The sequence below is a fragment of the Tichowtungia aerotolerans genome, assembly GCF_009905215.1.
GTDB classification, from domain to species: Bacteria; Verrucomicrobiota; Kiritimatiellia; order Kiritimatiellales; family Tichowtungiaceae; genus Tichowtungia; species Tichowtungia aerotolerans.
Window position 1 is genome coordinate 927,344 of sequence record NZ_CP047593.1, and the last position, 18,189, is coordinate 945,532.

Annotated in this window: 16 protein-coding genes and 1 rRNA gene; 11 read left to right on the forward strand and 6 right to left on the reverse strand. The window is 55.2% G+C overall.

Features of this window, described 5'->3' with window-relative positions; all coding sequences use genetic code 11:
• Positions 1-1,573: ribosomal RNA gene (locus tag GT409_RS03990) — 16S ribosomal RNA — on the reverse strand.
• Between the two features lie 806 nt (positions 1,574-2,379).
• Here GT409_RS03990 and rnr point away from each other — a divergent pair.
• Together rnr and GT409_RS04000 are read left to right on the forward strand one after the other, a co-directional pair.
• On the forward strand, positions 2,380-4,653 hold the full coding sequence (rnr, locus tag GT409_RS03995) for a ribonuclease R (RefSeq protein WP_160627156.1): 2,274 nt from the start codon (positions 2,380-2,382) through the stop codon (positions 4,651-4,653).
• Positions 4,654-4,900: 247 nt separating this feature from the next.
• Positions 4,901-5,359 carry an REP-associated tyrosine transposase gene (locus GT409_RS04000; protein ID WP_160627158.1) on the forward strand — a complete coding sequence of 153 codons (459 nt, stop codon included), beginning with the start codon at positions 4,901-4,903 and terminating at the stop codon, positions 5,357-5,359.
• A 113-nt stretch (positions 5,360-5,472) separates the two neighbouring features.
• Here the strand turns inward: GT409_RS04000 and GT409_RS04005 are convergent, their stop codons facing one another.
• Genes GT409_RS04005 through GT409_RS04015 form a run of 3 tightly spaced genes read right to left on the reverse strand, consistent with a single transcriptional unit; the run spans position 5,473 to position 8,225 of the window.
• On the reverse strand, positions 5,473-6,213 hold the full coding sequence (locus GT409_RS04005) for a tRNA threonylcarbamoyladenosine dehydratase (RefSeq protein ID WP_160627160.1): 741 nt from the start codon (positions 6,211-6,213) through the stop codon (positions 5,473-5,475).
• On the reverse strand, positions 6,210-7,139 hold the full coding sequence (locus GT409_RS04010) for a nucleotidyl transferase family protein (RefSeq protein ID WP_160627162.1): 930 nt from the start codon (positions 7,137-7,139) through the stop codon (positions 6,210-6,212). The genes GT409_RS04005 and GT409_RS04010 overlap by 4 nt, the downstream gene beginning before the upstream one ends.
• 21 nt (positions 7,140-7,160) lie before the next feature.
• A complete protein-coding gene (locus GT409_RS04015) occupies positions 7,161-8,225 on the reverse strand; it encodes a WecB/TagA/CpsF family glycosyltransferase (RefSeq protein WP_160627164.1) in 1,065 nt (354 codons plus the stop codon).
• A gap of 142 nt (positions 8,226-8,367) precedes the next feature.
• Here GT409_RS04015 and GT409_RS04020 point away from each other — a divergent pair, with 142 nt between their 5' ends.
• The 6 genes from GT409_RS04020 to GT409_RS04045 all read left to right on the forward strand — a co-directional run bounded on the left by GT409_RS04020 (position 8,368) and on the right by GT409_RS04045 (position 12,700).
• Positions 8,368-9,711, forward strand: a complete 1,344-nt coding sequence (locus tag GT409_RS04020; protein ID WP_160627166.1) for a manganese efflux pump — start codon at positions 8,368-8,370, stop codon at positions 9,709-9,711.
• 19 nt (positions 9,712-9,730) lie between these two features.
• Positions 9,731-10,543 (forward strand): zinc transporter ZupT, encoded by an 813-nt coding sequence (gene zupT, locus GT409_RS04025; RefSeq protein WP_160627168.1) that lies wholly within the window; start codon positions 9,731-9,733, stop codon positions 10,541-10,543.
• A gap of 62 nt (positions 10,544-10,605) precedes the next feature.
• Positions 10,606-10,860, forward strand: coding sequence for a hypothetical protein (locus tag GT409_RS04030; protein WP_160627170.1), 255 nt, complete (start codon positions 10,606-10,608; stop codon positions 10,858-10,860).
• Positions 10,853-11,059: an RNA-binding S4 domain-containing protein gene (locus tag GT409_RS04035; protein WP_160627172.1), complete on the forward strand. Its 207-nt coding sequence runs from the start codon at positions 10,853-10,855 to the stop codon at positions 11,057-11,059. The genes GT409_RS04030 and GT409_RS04035 overlap by 8 nt, the downstream gene beginning before the upstream one ends.
• 110 nt (positions 11,060-11,169) lie before the next feature.
• On the forward strand, positions 11,170-12,513 hold the full coding sequence (locus GT409_RS04040; protein WP_160627173.1) for a sodium/glutamate symporter: 1,344 nt from the start codon (positions 11,170-11,172) through the stop codon (positions 12,511-12,513).
• A complete protein-coding gene (locus tag GT409_RS04045; RefSeq protein ID WP_160627175.1) occupies positions 12,506-12,700 on the forward strand; it encodes a hypothetical protein in 195 nt (64 codons plus the stop codon). The genes GT409_RS04040 and GT409_RS04045 overlap by 8 nt, the downstream gene beginning before the upstream one ends.
• 4 nt (positions 12,701-12,704) lie before the next feature.
• Here the strand turns inward: GT409_RS04045 and murJ are convergent, their stop codons facing one another.
• Positions 12,705-14,237, reverse strand: a complete 1,533-nt coding sequence (murJ, locus tag GT409_RS04050; protein ID WP_160627177.1) for a murein biosynthesis integral membrane protein MurJ — start codon at positions 14,235-14,237, stop codon at positions 12,705-12,707.
• Complete coding sequence (locus tag GT409_RS04055) at positions 14,238-15,197, reverse strand: CPBP family intramembrane glutamic endopeptidase (RefSeq protein WP_160627179.1); 960 nt, start codon at positions 15,195-15,197, stop codon at positions 14,238-14,240.
• Between the two features lie 97 nt (positions 15,198-15,294).
• On the opposite strand from GT409_RS04055, the gene GT409_RS04060 reads away from it, so the two are divergent.
• Genes GT409_RS04060 through GT409_RS04070 form a run of 3 tightly spaced genes read left to right on the forward strand, consistent with a single transcriptional unit; the run spans position 15,295 to position 18,166 of the window.
• Positions 15,295-16,332: a UDP-3-O-acyl-N-acetylglucosamine deacetylase gene (locus GT409_RS04060; RefSeq protein WP_160627181.1), complete on the forward strand. Its 1,038-nt coding sequence runs from the start codon at positions 15,295-15,297 to the stop codon at positions 16,330-16,332.
• The gene (locus tag GT409_RS04065; RefSeq protein WP_160627183.1) at positions 16,329-17,225 is read left to right on the forward strand and encodes a lysophospholipid acyltransferase family protein; all 897 of its coding nucleotides are present in this window, start codon (positions 16,329-16,331) and stop codon (positions 17,223-17,225) included. Before GT409_RS04060 ends, GT409_RS04065 begins: the two co-directional genes overlap by 4 nt.
• Complete coding sequence (locus GT409_RS04070; RefSeq protein ID WP_160627185.1) at positions 17,222-18,166, forward strand: ELM1/GtrOC1 family putative glycosyltransferase; 945 nt, start codon at positions 17,222-17,224, stop codon at positions 18,164-18,166. The genes GT409_RS04065 and GT409_RS04070 overlap by 4 nt, the downstream gene beginning before the upstream one ends.
• Positions 18,167-18,189 lie beyond the last annotated feature (23 nt).

An 18,189-nucleotide genomic window follows, 5' to 3' on the forward strand; every position in this document is an offset into this window, starting at 1 on the left:
AAAGGAGGTGATCCAGCCGCTGGTTCCCCAACGGCTACCTTGTTACGACTTCATCCCAGTCATCGGCCACACCTTCGGCGCCTTCCTCCAAGTAATTGGTTAGATCAGCGACTTCGGGTACAGCAGACTTCCATGATGTGACGGGCGGTGTGTACAAGGCCCGGGAACGTATTCAAGGCGTCGTAGCTGATACGCCTTTACTAGCGATTCCAACTTCATGGAGTCGAATTTCAGACTCCAATCCGAACTGGGGATGGTTTTGAGGATTTGCTCCACCTCGCGGTCTTGCTTCCTTCTGTACCACCCATTGTAGCACGTGTGCAGCCCAGGACATAAGGACCATACTGACTTGACGTCATCCCCACCTTCCTCCTGCTTTCACAGGCAGTCTGTTTAGAGTTCCCACCATTACGTGCTGGCAAATAAACATAGGGGTTGCGCTCGTTGCGGGACTTAACCCAACACCTCACGGCACGAGCTGACGACAGCCATGCAGCACCTGTGATACACCCTCGAAGGCTACCTCCCTTTCGGGTGGTATGCAGTATCATGTCAAGCCCTGGTAAGGTTCTTCGCGTTGCATCGAATTAAGCCACATGCTCCACCGCTTGTGCGGGCCCCCGTCAATTCCTTTGAGTTTTAACCTTGCGGCCGTACTTCCCAGGCGGTGCACTTAACACGTTAGCTCCGACACTGAAGGGGGTAAACCTCCAACATCAAGTGCACACCGTTTACGGCTGGGACTACGAGGGTATCTAATCCTCTTCGCTCCCCCAGCTTTCGTCCATGAGCGTCAGTATCAGTCCAGAGTAGCGCCTTCGCCACCGGTGTTCTTCATGATATCTACGCATTTCACCGCTACACCATGAATTCCCTACTCCCCTCCTGTACTCTAGTCCTGTAGTTTCGAATGCAATTCCACGGTTGAGCCGTGAGCTTTCACATCCGACACACAGGACCGCCTGCGGACCCTTTACGCCCAGTAAATCCGAACAACACTTGCCACCTCTGTATTACCGCGGCTGCTGGCACAGAGTTAGCCGTGACTTTCTTCTGAGGTACTATCAAACAAACGAGCTATTAACTCATTCGCACTTACTCCCTCAGGACAGGAGTTTACAACCCGAAGGCCGTCGTCCTCCACGCGGCGTCGCATGTTCACACTTTCGTGCATTGACAATGATTCTCGACTGCAGCCTCCCGTAGGAGTCTGGGCAGTGTCTCAGTCCCAGTGTGGCCGGTCACCCTCTCAGGTCGGCTACCCGTAAGCCTTGGTAAGCCATTACCTTACCAACAAGCTGATAGGATATGGGCCTATCTTAGAGTGGCAGGTCCGAAGATCCCCACCTTTACATAAGGTGCCATGCAGCACCCGAGCACATTCGGTATTACCCACCCTTTCGGATGGCTATCCCGAGCTCTAAGGCAAATTACCCATATATTACTCACCCGTTCGCCGCTCTCATCACCAACTTCTCTTCCGAAGAATTGAAAAAGGTGAATCCCGCTCGACTTGCATGCCTAATCCACGCCGCCAGTGTTCGTTCTGAGCCAGGATCAAACTCTCCATAAATATATACGGAAACATTTTTTGAAACATAACTTAAACAAATCGCACCATTTCTAAATCGAAATGGTCATCGTGAGTCATTCAGTTTTCAAAGAGCAAAAATTCGACTCAACCTTGTAAAGCAACCTCAGCTGCTTTCCTTTGTTGAGCGGCCGGACAATCTATGCCAGTGACATCGAATCGTCAACCGTTTTTCAAATTTATTTTTCAGAACAAATTCCCGCTCGAAATGACACCGTTTCAACCGGCGTTTTTGTTTCGAACAAGGCGGTGCATCATACGCACCTCAGTGAATCCCGCAATCTCTTTTTTTAACTTTTTTACTGCTCGGATTCCGGCCGTCCGAAACTGGACCTCCGCACCCCGGGCAGCCCGTTAAAAACGATGGCTGATTCCCTGAATCTGTACTTTCTCAAAGAGCATTTCCTGTCCGCTTCAACCCGGTTTTGCAACCTGTTTTGTTGCGAACAAGGCGGCGTATAGTACGCACCTGTTTTTTATCCGCAACCCCTTTTTTACTTTTTTCAAAAAAAGGATCAAAAACCCCAACAAAACAGCCATTAATTACGGATTTAAAAACCTGCTCCCCCTCGAAAAAACGTCATTTTCACATACACCTCCCGATCGGAAATACACACAAGATGCTACACTGCAAATATTTACATGATGTAATCACCGCAAAATATGCTTTTACAGCACAAAACCTCATGCCTCTCCAACAGATTGACGCCCTGAAATCCGCCTCAATATTTGCGGTTCAGCAAGCGCCAGCATTGCCGCACAGGATTATTCATGCTTAAACTCCCTCTATGAAACAACCTTCATCAAAAAAAGCCGGCCTTCAGGAACGCATTCTCAAACACATGTCCAACCCCAAATACCGCCCGCTCAGCCGCCCCGACCTGGCCAAAGCCATGCGCATCCACAGCAAAGAGCGCAACCAGCTGCGGCAGGCACTCATCAACCTCGAAACCGCCGGCAAAGTCGTCAGCCTGCGCAAAAACCGCTGGGCTCTCCCCGAAACAAGGGACACCATCGCAGGAATCGTCCGCGTCACCGACAAAGGCTTCGGCATCTTCACCCCGGACTGCGGCAAAGAAGAATTCTACATCGCCAAAGACGACCTGAAATGCGCGCTGCACGAAGACCGCGTCTCTATCGAACGACTGCCGGCCAAAAAGCCACCGCGCGGACGCCCCGCTTTCCGCAACCCGGAAGGCCGCGTCGTCAGCGTACTGGAGCGCAAAGCCCAAGAGGTCGTCGGCCTCCTCAAACGAACTCCTTATTACGCCTACGTCATTCCGGACAACCTTCGCCTCGGCCACGACGTGCGCGTGGCCGACGTTGAAAAAGAGCTCGGAGAAATCCCTGACGACCATAAAGTCGTTATCCGCCTCAACGAATGGGACGATCCTTTTAAACCGCTCAGCGGCACAGTCATCGAGGACATCGGCCACAGCGACGATCCCAACGTCGAAATGCAATGCATCCTGCGCGCGCACGGATTCCGCCAGAACTTCTCCGAAGAAGTCCTCGCCGAAGCCGAAAAAATGCCGCACGAACTGCGGCCCGAAGATTATGAAGGCCGCACCGACCTGCGTGAGCGCCTCACTTTCACCATCGACCCGGAAACCGCGCGCGATTTCGACGACGCCATCTCGCTCGAAAAAGTTTCCAATGGTTGGAAACTCTCCGTCCACATCGCCGACGTCGCGCACTTCGTGCCGAAAAACTCAGCCATCGACAAAGAAGCCCTGCACCGGGGAAACAGCATTTACCTCGTCGACCGCGTCGTCATGATGATCCCACCCGAACTGACGACTAAAATCTGCAGCCTCAACCCCAATGTAGACCGCCTCGCGCATACTGTCGAAATGACCATCACCGAAAACGGACAGATGGTCGCCGCGCAAACCTGCCGCTCCATCATCCACTCCGATGCCCGCCTCAACTACGATCAGGTACAGGCCCTCTTCGACGGAGAAACCGATGACCAAATTCCCGCATCAGTCGTTGAAGCCCTCAAAGCACTTCGTCCGCTCATACGCACCATCCGCAAACTGCGCACCGACGACGACGGATCGCTCGAGCTCGACACCCCTCAAATCAAATGCATCCTGGGTAAAGACGGCAAAGTTGCCTCCATCGAAAAAGGCGAAGCCAAAGAGGCCTATCAGCTGATTGAAGAGTGCATGCTGCTCGCCAACGTCGCCGTCGCCCGAAAACTCAAAGAAGCGCAGTGGCCCGCCATTCACCGCATCCACGAAGAACCCGACGCAGAAATGTGGGCACAAATGGGCGCGGAACTTCAGGCGCTCGGCATCGACGCCCTGCCCGCCACACGCGCCGATATCAATGCCGTCCTTGAAAAAGTCGCCGGCCATCCGATGGAATACTCCGCCAACATGGCCATCCTCACCAACCTCAAGCGCGCCGGCTACTCCGCCGAGCCCGCCGGCCACTTCGGCCTCGCTTTCGACGACTACGTTCACTTCACCTCGCCCATCCGCCGCTATCCCGACCTCGTCGTCCACCGCCTGCTCACCGCACTCGAACAAAACGGAAAACAGCCGTACCGTAGCAATGATATCGAAGCCATCGCCGCGCAGTGTACCCGCACCGAAACCGAAGCCGACGCCGCCGAAAAAGAAAGTATCGCCCTGCGCCGTGCCGAATACTACCGCGACCTGCTTTATAAAGGGGAAACCGGTCCCTACACCGCCTGCGTCATCAAAGTGCTTGGAAAAGGTCTGCTCATCGAACTTGAAGACACCCTTCAGCGCGGACTCGTCGCCTTCTCATCCATCACCGATGACCGCTACGAACTCAACGCTTCAAAAACCAAAGCCACCGGCACCCGCTGGGGCAAAAGCTTCCAGATCGGCGACGAAATTGAAGTGGACCTCGTCAAAGTCGACGTACAGCGCAACTTTGTCGATTTCCACCTCACCGGACAGGAACAGTTCTCTGCCAAGAAAAAAGGCAAACCGCAGCGCCGCAAAAAAGGCAAAAAACAAACCGTCGCCTTCAACGGAAACGCCAAATACGGCAAAAAACCGAAAAAGCGCCGTAATCGAAAATAGCGAACCCAATGTTATTCCCTATATTCAATATCCATTCGGAATCGGCTATTTAGTTTGTGGAATATGGTTAATCAAACCGAAAACACAAAAACGCCAACACTAAAATTAAGACCATCGCTTTCCTTCGGGTAAGCGATACTACATTCTGCAAAACATTTGATAAAGGTAGCAACGTTTACCCGAGGAACGAGGGAAACGTTCGACGTTTCGCTTCCAAATTCACCGGACTTCGGCAAAAATCATAGCCATGAAACCGCACCCGGACAAACCGCACCGCCTCTCCGAAATCTTTTCCTACTACAACCCGCCCGTTTACTTCGTTACATTCTGCACGGCAGACCGGAAACCAATTCTGTCCAACGACAGCGTTCATCAAAAATTCTGTAACTTCTCCGAGAACGCCATTCAACACGGCGTAGCGATCGGGCAATACGTCATCATGCCGGATCACATCCACTGCTTCATCCGAATGGCACCCGACCAGACGCTCGGCACAACGATCCGCCTAATCAAGCGTTCGCTGTCGGCAGCCATCACCGACCCGCTGCCTCACTGGCAGCCGGGCTTCTTCGATCACCTTCTGCGGCACAGCGAAAGCTATTCCGAAAAATGGAACTACGTAAAAAACAATCCTGTCTGCGACGGGCTCGTTAGAAATCCGGACGACTGGCCGTATCAAGGGCAGATCACAGAAATCCGATATTAATCGATATCGCTTCCCTTGGGGTAAGCGATACTACATATGTAGCAGCTTACCCGACCGTAGGGAAGAAAACGTTCATTGTTGGCATGTAGCAACGTTTACCCGAAGGGAAACGTTCATTCCATCGCCATTCTCACCACATCCTGCACAACGAGTCCGGCGAGGTGAAAGCCGAAGGTGCCGGTCATGTGGATCATGGAGCCGTTGGTCTGCGCTTTCGTTTCGCTCCAGGCATCAACATCTTCCTCTTCCGGCTCCGATGCGTCACCAAACAGCGAAAAACGTTCCGGCGAATAGACGCACAGACAGTCGCCGTCCGCCCCGCGTTTGCGCAGCCGTTTGCGGACAAACCGCGCCAGTCGGCACCCTTTGCTCTTCCAGATGGAATCCACCTTAATCGTCGTCGGATCAATCTTGGACGCCGCACCCATTGCGGAAAAAAGGGTCGTACCCGCTTCCATAGCGGACGCGATCAGGTTCACCTTGTGCGACAGAGAATCAATCGCATCGATCACGTAGTCGTACTGCGACAGATCAAAGCTCTCACGCGTATCGCGGTTATAAGGAATCGGTTTGGTTTCAATCTGTGCATCGGGATGAATCTCCAGCAGCCGTTTCTTCAGCGCCTCCACCTTGAGCTGACCGATCGTTTTCGACGTCGCCTGCATCTGCCGATTAATATTGGTTTCACAAACCACATCGTTATCAACGATCGTCAGCTTCCCCAGTCCGGATCGGATCAGCGCCTCGGCGCACCAGCTGCCGACGCCGCCAACCCCGAACAGAATCACATGCGTACCCGTCAGCCGCTCCAGAGCCTCATCACCAATCAGTATTTTTGTGCGATGGAATTTCATACCGTTCCGCCCCGTAATTCTGTCGATGAAATATCCTCGCGAAAAATATCTTCGGGAATCGCCTCAAATAAATCTTCAAACCCAACAGGCAAGTCCAGCGTTTCCAAACATTGGAATTTTTCTGTGCCGCAACGCAGTTGCCGGCCAGCGACGAGAAATTTTGTTTCCAGGGTTTGGAAAAGCTCCCACTCGCTTCCGTCGGCGTAGCCAATCAATCGCTCAGCGGTGTCATGCCCCATCACAAAGGTCGTGTTCGGAAACAGCTGCGCCTTCTGCGTAAAGCGCGGTGCACGCGTCAGCGCAACCGGTATATCGCGAATTGCGGACACGCGACGCAGAATTTCGTCTTCCGTGACATCCGGTTTATCCACATTGGCGGCAGAGAGCTCAAACACACCACGTAAACCTGTGATTTCTTCGGCAGCCTTGAGCATTCCGAGATGACCTTTGTGAACGGGATTAAACGATCCGGGCAGAATCAGGTTCTGCTCCGCACCAACCGCCTGCTCGATCAGAACAATCAGCCAGTCGCTCAATAGCTTTTCCTGCTCCGCGCGCGGCGCTTCTGAAAAATAGAGTGCGTAGAGTTTTTCGAACTCTTCGGTTTTAATGCAGATAAACGCGCGGTCATCGCCGCGGCGTTTGCGGTCGGTCTGCAAGGCAGCCGTGCAGCCAACCGACAAATCAAACCTCATTCCGGCCGCAGCCAGTTTCGCGGCCGTATCCAGGGAACAGCTGTGTTCAACGGTTTCGCCGAGAAAACCTGCAAGCGCTTGCGGCGAATACGGAATGCGGACATCGGCGACAAAGTGCGACGCGCCCGGCGTTGAAAGCAACGCATGCACCGCACCCGAGCCACCGCCCGTTACAGCCAAAGAGGCCTTAAAGCCGGAATTCAGAATTTTTGTTATGCGCTCAATATCCATTGAAGAAAACAGATAAAGGTTCTACCCGAGCAGAGCAAGCGCTTCAGTGCAGTTTGATGCCAGCGGGAGTCCGTCGGAAAGTTTGGAAAACTCCCAGAGCTTCCGAATCCTGGAACCGGCGTGAAGGAGAACGGTTTTTTCGGACCGCTTGCTCAGCTCAAGCAGCGCGCCGATTTCGTTGGATTCCAGCCATTCCGCATCGCGCAGGTCCACCACGACTTTCGCAGCGGAAATCTCCGGCAGTTTTTCCAAAGACTGGAACTCGTGATACTCAACGCCGTGTTCGGCCCAATGCGGCGGTGCGGAGGAATCGACTGCCGCCGGAATATTGCGCCCCAGTCTGAGCTGCATCGTCAGCCAGACCGCACGCATCAGGAAGGCGATGTTGGAGGCATAGCGCTTTGTCAGCCGTTTCGGGTTGGTTCCCCAGCGCCACAGCCATTCGCACTGAAGTTTCTGCACCCAGACCGGCGCACGCGTCTGCACGCCGGCAATAAAGTCAAGCGTACCTCCGATGCCGATGGCGACGGGTACGTTCCATGTTTTCACATGCATGTGGTTAAACTTGTCCTGCTTCGGTGCGCCGAATGCCGTAAACAGAATGTCCGGCTTTGCTTCGTCGAGCCGGCGCAGAATTTCGGCGTGCTCCATCTGTTCGAGCGGCGCATATGGAGGCGACCACGCCCCGGCGACTTTCAGATTCGGATGACGTTTTTTGAGCACCTCCATTGCCTTGGCAGCGACGCCTTCGGCCGCGCCGAGGCCGTAGATGCTGATCCCTTCTTTTTCAGCGCGCTCTGCCAGCATCGGCGTAATGTCGCTTCCGGTGACTCGACCCTTGAGTGGCGGACCGAAAAACGGCGCCAGCTTGACAGGCGGGAAGCCGTCCGCAATCACCAGATCGGCTTCGCGCAGAACCGTGCGCAGTTCGGGGTCGGCTTGAGCCAGAACGAGAAAATCCAGATTAACAGTGGCAATGACTCCCGGCCTGCCGGATCGCACACGATCAATCGTCCACTGAATCGCCTCCTCAAAAGTGACATTGTGGAACGGAACCCCAAACAAAACAAACGGCGTCTTCTGCATTCACCGAGAATAATCATTTTTCCCACCCATTGGAAAAATATTTTCCAAGGTTTGGAAACTTTATTGCATCGAGACGCACCGTTTTACCAAACGGCTGAAAAACATTTCCCAATGCCTGGAAAGCAAGTAGGGTTTCTGCGTTATGCCGCTTCTTTCCATACTGCTGATTGCGCTGGGCCTGGCGATGGACGCGTTTGCCGTGTCGATCACCAGCGGAATCACGATCAAAAACCTGAAGGCACGCCACGCCCTGCTTGTCGGCGCGGCGTTCGGGCTTTTTCAGGCGGGCATGCCGCTGCTGGGCTGGGCCATCGGACGCTGGGCCTATGACCTGCTCTCAACGGTGGACTACTGGATCGCGTTTGGACTGCTGCTGTTTGTCGGCGGACACATGATTATTCAGGCGCTGCAGCCCGATGACGAAGACGGCCCGAAAGATCCGCTGCACCTTCCGACGCTGCTGACGCTGGCGGTGGCAACCAGTATTGACGCATTCGCTATCGGGATCAGTTTATCGATGCTGCGTGTGGCCATTCTGACGCCGGTGCTGCTGATCGGACTGGTGACTTTTGTGCTGTCATTTGCGGGTGTTTATTTCGGACGTTATTTCGGCCATTTTAATGAGAAAAAGATGGAAGTGACCGGCGGGCTGGTTCTGATTGGGCTCGGCACAAAAATGCTGATCGAACGCCTGATTGAAAACCAGGAACTGTTCCAAAGCTCGGAAACCGTCTGGTTTGCATTCGGACTGACGCTCGCCGCCGGAATGGCAACCGGCATCGGCAGCCTTCTGGCGCTGTTTACCCGGAAAAGCAGCACGCGCCGCGCATCACTGCTCTTTGGCCTCTCGACAGGCCTGCTGCTCTGGACGGCCTTCCGCGCACTGCTGCCCATCGCCGAACAGGATCTGGCCAACCCACGGCTGGCAACGGTGATCTTTTTCGGTGGATTTCTGATCAGCGCGCTGATCGACCGGCTGGTCCCGGACTTTGGCAACCCGCACGAACCCATGCTGATTGAGGAACTGAAAGACAACCCCGACTTCCGCCGAACCGGCATGCCCGCCGCACTGGCGATTGCTGCACACAGCTTCCCTGAAGGGCTGGCGGTATTCATCGCCGCGCTGCACGCGCCCGCGCCGGTGGCCGTCGCAGCGGCAGCCGGACTGGCACTGCACAATATTCCGGAAGGCATTTCGACCGCCCTGCCGATGTTCCACGCAACGGGAAGCCGCTCCAAAGCCTGCGTATTTTCATCGCTGACCGGCCTGGCCGAGCCGCTGGGCGCACTGCTCGTCTATACCCTGGTCTACCGGTTTCTCGACAAACAGGCTCTCGGCGTCCTCTCGGCCGCGGGCGCGGGCATCATGGTGTTCATCGCACTCGACGGACTGCTGCCCGCCGCGCACGTTTTCGGAAAATATCATTACGCCGTACTGGGAACCGTACTCGGCATGCTGATTGCCGCCGCCCTATCGGTGCTTTAACAAAAAAAGGAGATTGGAAATGGACAATTCAACCATCTGGTTCGCCTTCGGGCTGACGTTGTTCGCCGGGCTATGCACAGGAATCGGCAGTGCCCTGGCGTTTTTCAGCAAACGCACCAATAAGAGCTTCCTCTCCATCGCACTCGGCTTCTCCGCCGGAGTCATGATTTATGTCTCCATGATTGAGATTTTCTTCAAAGCCAAAGATGCTCTCTGCACGGAAATGGGAGAGCGGCCCGGATACTGGGTCACCGTCATTGCATTTTTCGGCGGCATGGGCGTCAGCGCACTGATCGACAAACTGGTCCCGGATTTTGAAAACCCGCACGAACCTCATGTGGTCGAAGATATGACGGCGCAGGCCCGACAGGAGCACTCCGGAAAACTCCTGCGCATGGGCGTTTTTTCCGCGCTGGCGATCGCCATTCACAACTTTCCGGAGGGGCTGGCCACGTTTGTCAGCGCATTGAAAGACCCGGCGCTGGGAATGAGTATTGCGGTGGCGATCGCCATCCACAACATTCCCGAAGGCATTGCTGTCTCCGTGCCGATTTACTATGCAACCGGAAGCCGCCGCAAAGCATTCGGACTTTCCTTTGTTTCCGGCCTTGCCGAACCGGTCGGGGCACTCGTCGGCTACACCATTCTCGCGCCGTTCATGACCGACACGATATTCGGCATTCTGTTTGCCGCCGTGGCAGGCATCATGGTTTTCATCTCGCTCGACGAACTGCTGCCGACCGCCCGCGAATACGGCGAACACCACCTTTCCATCTATGGTCTTGTCGCCGGAATGGCCGTCATGGCGGTAAGCCTGCTGCTGTTCGTTTAAATGCTCCAATGATTGGAAAAACATTTTCCGACCTTTGGGAAAATCGCTAGGGTGCATCGATTATGAAACGTGATATTGAATGGAAAGAACGGCTGGATGACGGGGTCAAACGCACTGTGCGTGTAAAATTCCCCGGCAAAGGACAGATCAAATGGCAGTTTAAGCGCTCCGACGAAGAATCGTGGGACTACGACACCCCGCCGACCCCGGAAGACTGGGCCGCGCTGGAAGAAAAAGTTGACCATCTCTACCACCGCCGCCGCGCAGCGTTCCGCGATCTCGAACTCGTTCAGACCGAAAGGAAAAAACATGGATGAATTCAAACTGTCGGGAGAAACCATTGATCTGGTCCAGCTGTTGAAAGCCGCGCGCCTGTGCGGAACCGGCGGCGAAGCCAAAATCGTCATTGAAGAAGGGCTGGTTACCGTGGACGGCGAGGTAGAAACCCGCAAGCGCTGCAAAATCCGCCGCGACCAAACTGTCGAATACAACGGCGAGTCGGTCACGGTTGTTTAAAGAGACGTGCCGGAGTGAGGGAGCATTGAATGATTGAACAAAACTCCCGTGACGGCAAACCTTCCATCCATCCACCGCTCCACTAATCCATTCCTTCAAAGGAGTTTCTCATGTTATCGTTTGTCTGTCTGTCCGTGCTGCTCGGGCTCGGTTACTGGTTGCGCCGCAAACTCATCTTTCTCCAGCGGCTCTACCTGCCCGCATCCGTCATCGCCGGACTGCTCGGACTGATCCTGATCAACACGCTGCCCATTCCGGACATATGGACCGCCGGGTGGAGCAGGCTGCCCGGCATTCTGATTAATCTGGTGTTTGCCTGTCTGTTTCTCGGCGTCGAGATTCCCGGCGTTTCCAAGGTTTGGAAAAGCGCGGGGCGACAGCTGGCCTACGGCCAGATCGTCGCATGGGGCCAATACGTTGTCGGCATCGGCATCGCCCTTTTCGCGCTTGCCCCGCTGTTCGGTCTGAATGAGCTCTTCGGCGCGACCCTGCCGGTAGGGTTTGAAGGCGGCCATGGAACCGCCGGCGGCCTCGGTCCGGTTTTCGACGAACTGGGCTGGGCCGCAGGAAAAGATTTCGCGCTCGCCAGCGCCACCGCCGGAATTGTCAGCGCAATCATTGTCGGCATGGTGCTGGTCAACTGGGCGGTTCGCAAAGGCTATGTATCCGAAAAAAAGCCGCCGCACGAAAATATTGAGGAAGAAGACTGGACCGGAAGCATCCCTCACGACCAGCGGCCCAAGGCCGGAAAGCTGACCGTTTCGAGCGATGTCATCGAAGCACTCAGCCTGCATCTGGTCATCGTCGCCGGTGCAATCCTGATCGGCTACGGACTCAAAGAGCTGCTCCTGCTGATCCAGGGCATTATTCCGTTTGCGGAAAAACACGATCTGCTGGGAAGCTTCCCGCTGTTCCCCCTCTGTATGCTCGGCGGACTGCTCATCCAGATTTTTGCCAACCGCTTTGATCCCAACGACCACATTGACCACGGTTTGACCCGCCGCATCCAGAACACATCGCTCGACTTTCTCGTCGTTGCCGCCATCGCCACCATCCGGCTCAACGTTGTTGCACAGGGCTGGCTGCCGCTGCTGATTCTCGTCACCGCCGGGATTCTCTGGAACGTCGCCTGCGTTCTATTCCTCGCCCGCCGCGTTTTCAAAACCGCATGGTTCGAACGCAGCATTGCTGAAATGGGCCAGTCGATGGGCGTCACTGCGACCGGACTGCTCCTGCTGCGCGTGGTCGACCCGGACTATAAAACGCCGGCCGCCGAAGCCTTCGCCTGCAAACAGCTGATGCACGAACCGATCATGGGCGGCGGACTCTGGACCGGCATGGCCATCCCGCTCATCGCCGCCATCGGCGCCGCCCCCGTCTTCGGAATCGCCTGCGCCGCTGTCGCGGTTTGGGCGCTCATTCTATTCATCCCAAAAGGTCGTCGCCATGAGTAAGAGCTGGTTCAAAATTCGCAAGCTTGGCTGGACACCCTGTTCATGGCAGGGATGGGCTACCCTTGTCACATATATGGTCCTGCTGTTTTTTGCACTCGACCTAACTGACACGGCGGCCCGCCGTCTCTGTGGCGCCGCCCTGACCATCGGGCTCATCGGCGTTACCTTGTGGAAAACAAAACGGTAAGCGATCAGCGGCGGAACGTGCGGACAAACTCGCGTAGCTCGGGCGCGCGGAAAAGAAGTGATGCAATCAGATAAGCTGCGCCGCCAATGCCGATGCTGACGGCGACCGCAATGACCTGTCCGATTTTTCCAAGGTTTGGAAAAAGCCCGTATACAAACCAGACAGCGACGCCCATCAGCGCAGCGGCACCAAACGAGCGGGCGGCGGTGGCAGCCACAGCTTTCCACCCGATGCCGCCAAGACGGTGCTGGAGGATCAGTGCAAGACAGCTCATATTGAAGACCGACGAAAGTACGGTGGCGAACGCCAGCCCGGCGTGTTTGACCGCCTGCGGCAGAGTCAGCACAAAGGTGATATTCAGAACCAGGTTCAGCACGACGGCGATCATTCCGACCCGCACCGGCGTCCTGGTGTCCTGCATTCCATAGAAGGCTGGAACAAAAACCTTGGCGAGGCTGAATACGACCAGGCCGGGGGCATAGGCCTGAAGCGCGATGGCGGTCATCCAGGTGGAGGATGTTCCGAAATTTTTCCACTCAAAAATCATCTGCACAACCGGAGTCGCGAGCACCAGCAGACCGACTGACGCAGGGATCATGACGAACAGCAGATGACGCAGGCTGTCGGAGACCGTTTCGCTCATTTTTTCCGGATCTTTCGCCTGCCCGGAAAACGTGGGAAGAAGAACCGTTCCGAGCGCGGTGGCGATAATACCCAGCGGAAAATAGATAAGCCGTTCGCTGAAGAAGAGCGCGGACGGCGCGCCGCCGCCGACCCACAGTGCGAGAGTGCGGTCGATCACGACATTGAGCTGCAGCACCGCCATGCCGAGTGCGGCGGGTCCCATCAGGCGCAGAATTTTTCCAACCTTGGCAGGCTGAGCCTGCACCCTATTCATTCTCCACCCAAGCTTGTACAGCATCGGCCACTGGACGGCCCACTGCAGAAAGCCGGCCAGCAGAACGGCCCAGGCAACTGCGCGTATTTTTTCTTCGGGCGAGGTTCCAATGTTTGGAACAACGAACAAAACCGTACTGATCCAGAGAATATTAAGAATTGCCGGAGCGAAGGCGGACACCGCAAAATGATGGAAACTGTTCAGGATGCCCATGGAGACGGCAGCGAGGCAGATGAAAACCATGTAGGGCATCATGATTTTGAGCAGACCCAGCACCTGAACTGCTTTTTCGCTCTGAACCGGAACAAGAACCGCGAATAAGATTACGGCAAGCGTAATCAGCGTGAGTACGGCGGCAAGCAGAACAAGCACACGGTTGACCAGCTTCCATGCGGCGGGATCGCCTTCTTTCTGCCGGGTTTCCACCAGTACCGGAACGAAGGCGGAGGAAAGAGCGCCTTCCCCAAACAACCGCCGGAAGAGATTGGGAACGGTAAAGGCAACCACAAAGGCATCCATAACCAGAGACGTGCCAAAAAATCCGGCCATGAGCACATCGCGGGCGAGGCCCAGAAAGCGACTCAAAGCAGTGAAAGAACCGACGGTTCCCACCGATTTTAGAATACGCCCCTTATCCATTTAGTCCTCTGCGCCCAGAGTCATCCATGTTTTGCGGGTTGCAAAGACCACCGCCCAGATAATCAGCGCCGTAATCGGTCCGATCCATCCTTTGGAGATCCATTCGCCCGGGCCGTAGAGCCAGATGAGACGGCCCTGATTTTCGGTAAAAAGACGAAAAAGCATCATAACCCAGACCCAGCCGGCGTGCAGGCCGATACAAATGTAGACCGATCGGGTCCACGTGCTCAGCGTCGCCAGTACGGTGCCCATACAGAACAGTGTACAGACTTCCGGCCAGAATGTACTGCCCGCACCGCTAAAGGGGTGGGAGAAAAGCAGGAAGCCGGAAAACCAGCGATTCGTAATTTCCGGCTCTGCGGGTTTGATGAAGTGTACGGCGGCAAACAGCGCGCTGCTCAGCAGAACAGCGGCCACCGGCCCAAAGCTTTTGCGAAATGCCGTCAGAATGAATCCTCGGAACAGAATTTCTTCGATCACACCGATCAGCAGCATCCCGATGATGATCTTCAGCAGTTCCGAAACAACATCACCGTCCACGTTCACCGGGCCATACACGCCGGCAAAAAGGCCAATGGCATAGACAATCAGCATACTGGCCGCGGCCACGATTAATCCGATTCCAAACAGGCGCAGCCAGTCTCTGCGTTTCGGAATTCCGAAATCGGCCCGGCCGCCCATGCCGCTCAGACGATAGGCCGGAGCCAGAAGACCGAGCACCAGAATCAGCACGATGCGATCATTGACACGTCGAAACGGCGAGGTGAAAACGGAATCGGCGATATCCGCCCAAAACAGGTTGGTTCCGGCAGCTTCTGACTGATGAACCCACTGCATAACCTCTGCCGCACGGGACTGAACCGCCATGTAGATCCATGGAGAAACCAGTGCAGCGAGCAGTGGTGCAGCACAAAAAATGAGCAATAATGCGAACAGCGGCTTAAAACGATCTCTATTCATGATACATTTTCCAAGGTTTGGAACTCGTCACAATATAGCGGCTTTCGTATTTTAGGCGACAGAATTTAGAGATTTAACCCCGACGGATCTGATTCTTATGGAAAATAAAAAAACTCCGGGCCGCCTGCTGGCAGGCGATCCTCACATCGTGGCAGCCTCATATGAGGAATTCAACAGCATCCCGGTCAATCTGGATCTGACCGACCGGCCCGGTCTCCCGCCCCGCACAAACCTGCAAACCATCGACAAAGCCGTCCGCGTGTCCGGCCCGGGAACATTTGCCGGGAAATCGACCACAACGATTACCTTCGAGCCAACCGAGCGCGAAGGCTGGTGGCTCGACCGCACCGACCAGCCGGATTCACTCCCGATCCGCATAGCCGTTGACAACGTCTGGACGACCGGATCGATCGTCAGCAACATCGTGCTGCGCGCCGGAAATCCGCACAATTATGTGCGTATGGTTGAGCATGTCATTGCGCTCCGCATGGGACTCGACATCGACAACCTGATGATCAAAATCGATTCCGGAGATCCGCCGCTGTTTGAGCGCGGCAGCCTCGACCTGCTTGAAGCGCTCGACAGCGCCGGCCGGCGCACTCTTCCCGGCACGGTAAAATACGTCACGGTCAAAGAGCCGGTTACGCTGGGGTGGGATCGCGGACAATTCCTGACTCTCTCACCGCTCAGCGGCACAGAGCCGAAACTGACGGTTGATGCCGCGGTCAACTTCCCAAACGCCATTGGGCAGCAGCGCATTGTGTTCCCGGTAAATCACGAAACTCTTCAGAGCGGCGCAGAGGCGCGCACCAATACGCCATATGGAAAAATGCTCTACTGCAAAACCATCGGGAAAATCTTCGCCGATATCCGGAACCTGGGCTATACCGACAAAAATATTCTGATCGCCAAAAAAGGCCGGTACCACAACGAACCGCGCCTGGTTCATGAAGGGAAATCACTGGAAGCGGTTTGGCACCGCGGAGTGCTCGATCTGCTGGCGGCAATCGCGCTGGTTCCAGACGCACGTTTTGTTGGAGAAATCACTTCCTACAAAGCCGGACACCGCCTCGACTGCGACCTCGTCACGCAGCTCTATCTGAACGATCTTCTCACGCCGGTCGGAAACGAATGAATCCATTCCGCGAGAAAACTGAATACCGCCTGACAAAAGGCTTCTTCCTGATTCTGCGCCTCTGTCCCGAGCCGGTGATTTACGGTGCGTGCCATATGGTTGCCTCTCTGACCTACCGGCTCGGCACCCAGCGCCGGAACCTGACCCTCAGGAATCTGGAGCTGGCCTTCCCGGAGAAAACCGAAAAGGAACGGCTCCGGATCGCCCGGGCGGCATATAAACATTTTGGACGACTGATTGCAGAATCCGCGATGATTCTGGCAGAAAAGATCCATCGCGAAAAACTGCTGGAAATGGTCGACGGAGAACAGATGCAGAAACTGCTCGACCTGGAAGCCGGAACCGATAAAGGCATCCTGTTCATCACCGGTCATCTGGGAAACTTTGAGCTGCTTGCGCATTACACCGGCATGCTGTTCAAACGGCAGGGACACGTCGTGGCCCGACAGGGAAACAACCGGCTGATTGATGAAAAAATCGTCACTCCCATGCGCGAATCGTTCGGCAACAAAGTGGTCCACAAAAAACGTGCCCTGCCGCGCATTGCCCGGGCCTTGAAAAGCGGCGGACACGCCGGACTGCTGATCGACATCAAAACCAATGCCCGGGAAGGCGTTCCGGTCCGGTTCTTCGACAAAGAAACCCTTGGCATCAAATCATCAGCGTATCTGCAGCTGAAACTCGATCCACTGGTTGTGCCGATGACCATGGTGCGTGCGGAATCCGGGCGATACCGTCTGATCGTCAGCGATCCGGTGGTATGGCAGGATAACGGACAACCGGTGGAAGAGCAGATTACCGAACTCACTCAGATTCACCAGACCGAGCTTGAAAAACTGATCCGCCAATATCCGGAGCAGTGGTTCTGGATGCATAACCGTTGGAAGCTATGATGAAGGCATTGATTCTCACAGACGGCAAGCCGGGACATTTCAACCAATCGGTTGCATTCTGCAAAAACACCGGCATCGATTATGAACTCGTTGACGTCAACTACCGCAGCAAAACCGCTAAAGCGCTCTCGTATCTTCTCGACCGAATGGGGCTCTACACAAAGAAGCTCTTTCAGGTTTCAGGCCTTGAGTCTCAGACTTCCGGCTTTGACCTGATCATCTCCACAGGATCAACGAGCTTCTACCCCAACAAAGTCCTCTCAAAAGAACTGGCTCTTCCCAACATTGCGATTCTGAACCCGCAGGGATACCGCCCGGATTTCAACGCCATTCTCTGCCCGGCCTATGATCATCCGCCCAAACGAAACAACGTCATCGAACTGCCGCTCAACCTCTGTGCGGCAGACCAGACGTTTTTTGAGGAAAAGGCTGAAGAATTTGAGCAGAAGCATCCAGCGAAAGGCCCGGCGGCCGGATTTATCATCGGCGGTCCCAATGCCGTCTCGGAAATCAACGCCGCCGAACTGAAAGAACAATTGGAAAAGGCCTTCGAACTGACCATTGGCTGCGAGCGATGGGTGACCACCTCCCGTCGAACCCCGAAAGAAATCGAGGCTCTGATCGAGTCACTGCCGTTCGACTACACACTCATCAACTCGCGGGATTCCTACAACCCGGTCCCCGCCTTCATTCAGCTTTGCGATCATCTGTTCGTCACCTCCGATTCCGCGTCCATGGTCAGCGAAGCCGCCAGCTTCGGTTCCGCACGCGTCGAAATCCTGATGAACCGCCAGCTCAAAACACCCAACAAATTCCAGGAACTTTTCCAAGGCCTGGAAAAACGCGACGCTGTTCACATTTTCGACGGAACACTCGGCCGCGCCGATCAAAAGGTCGACCTGACCCCGCAGCTGCAGCTGGCACTCAAACGAGTGTCCTGATCCTGTGAGTAAATATGTCGACG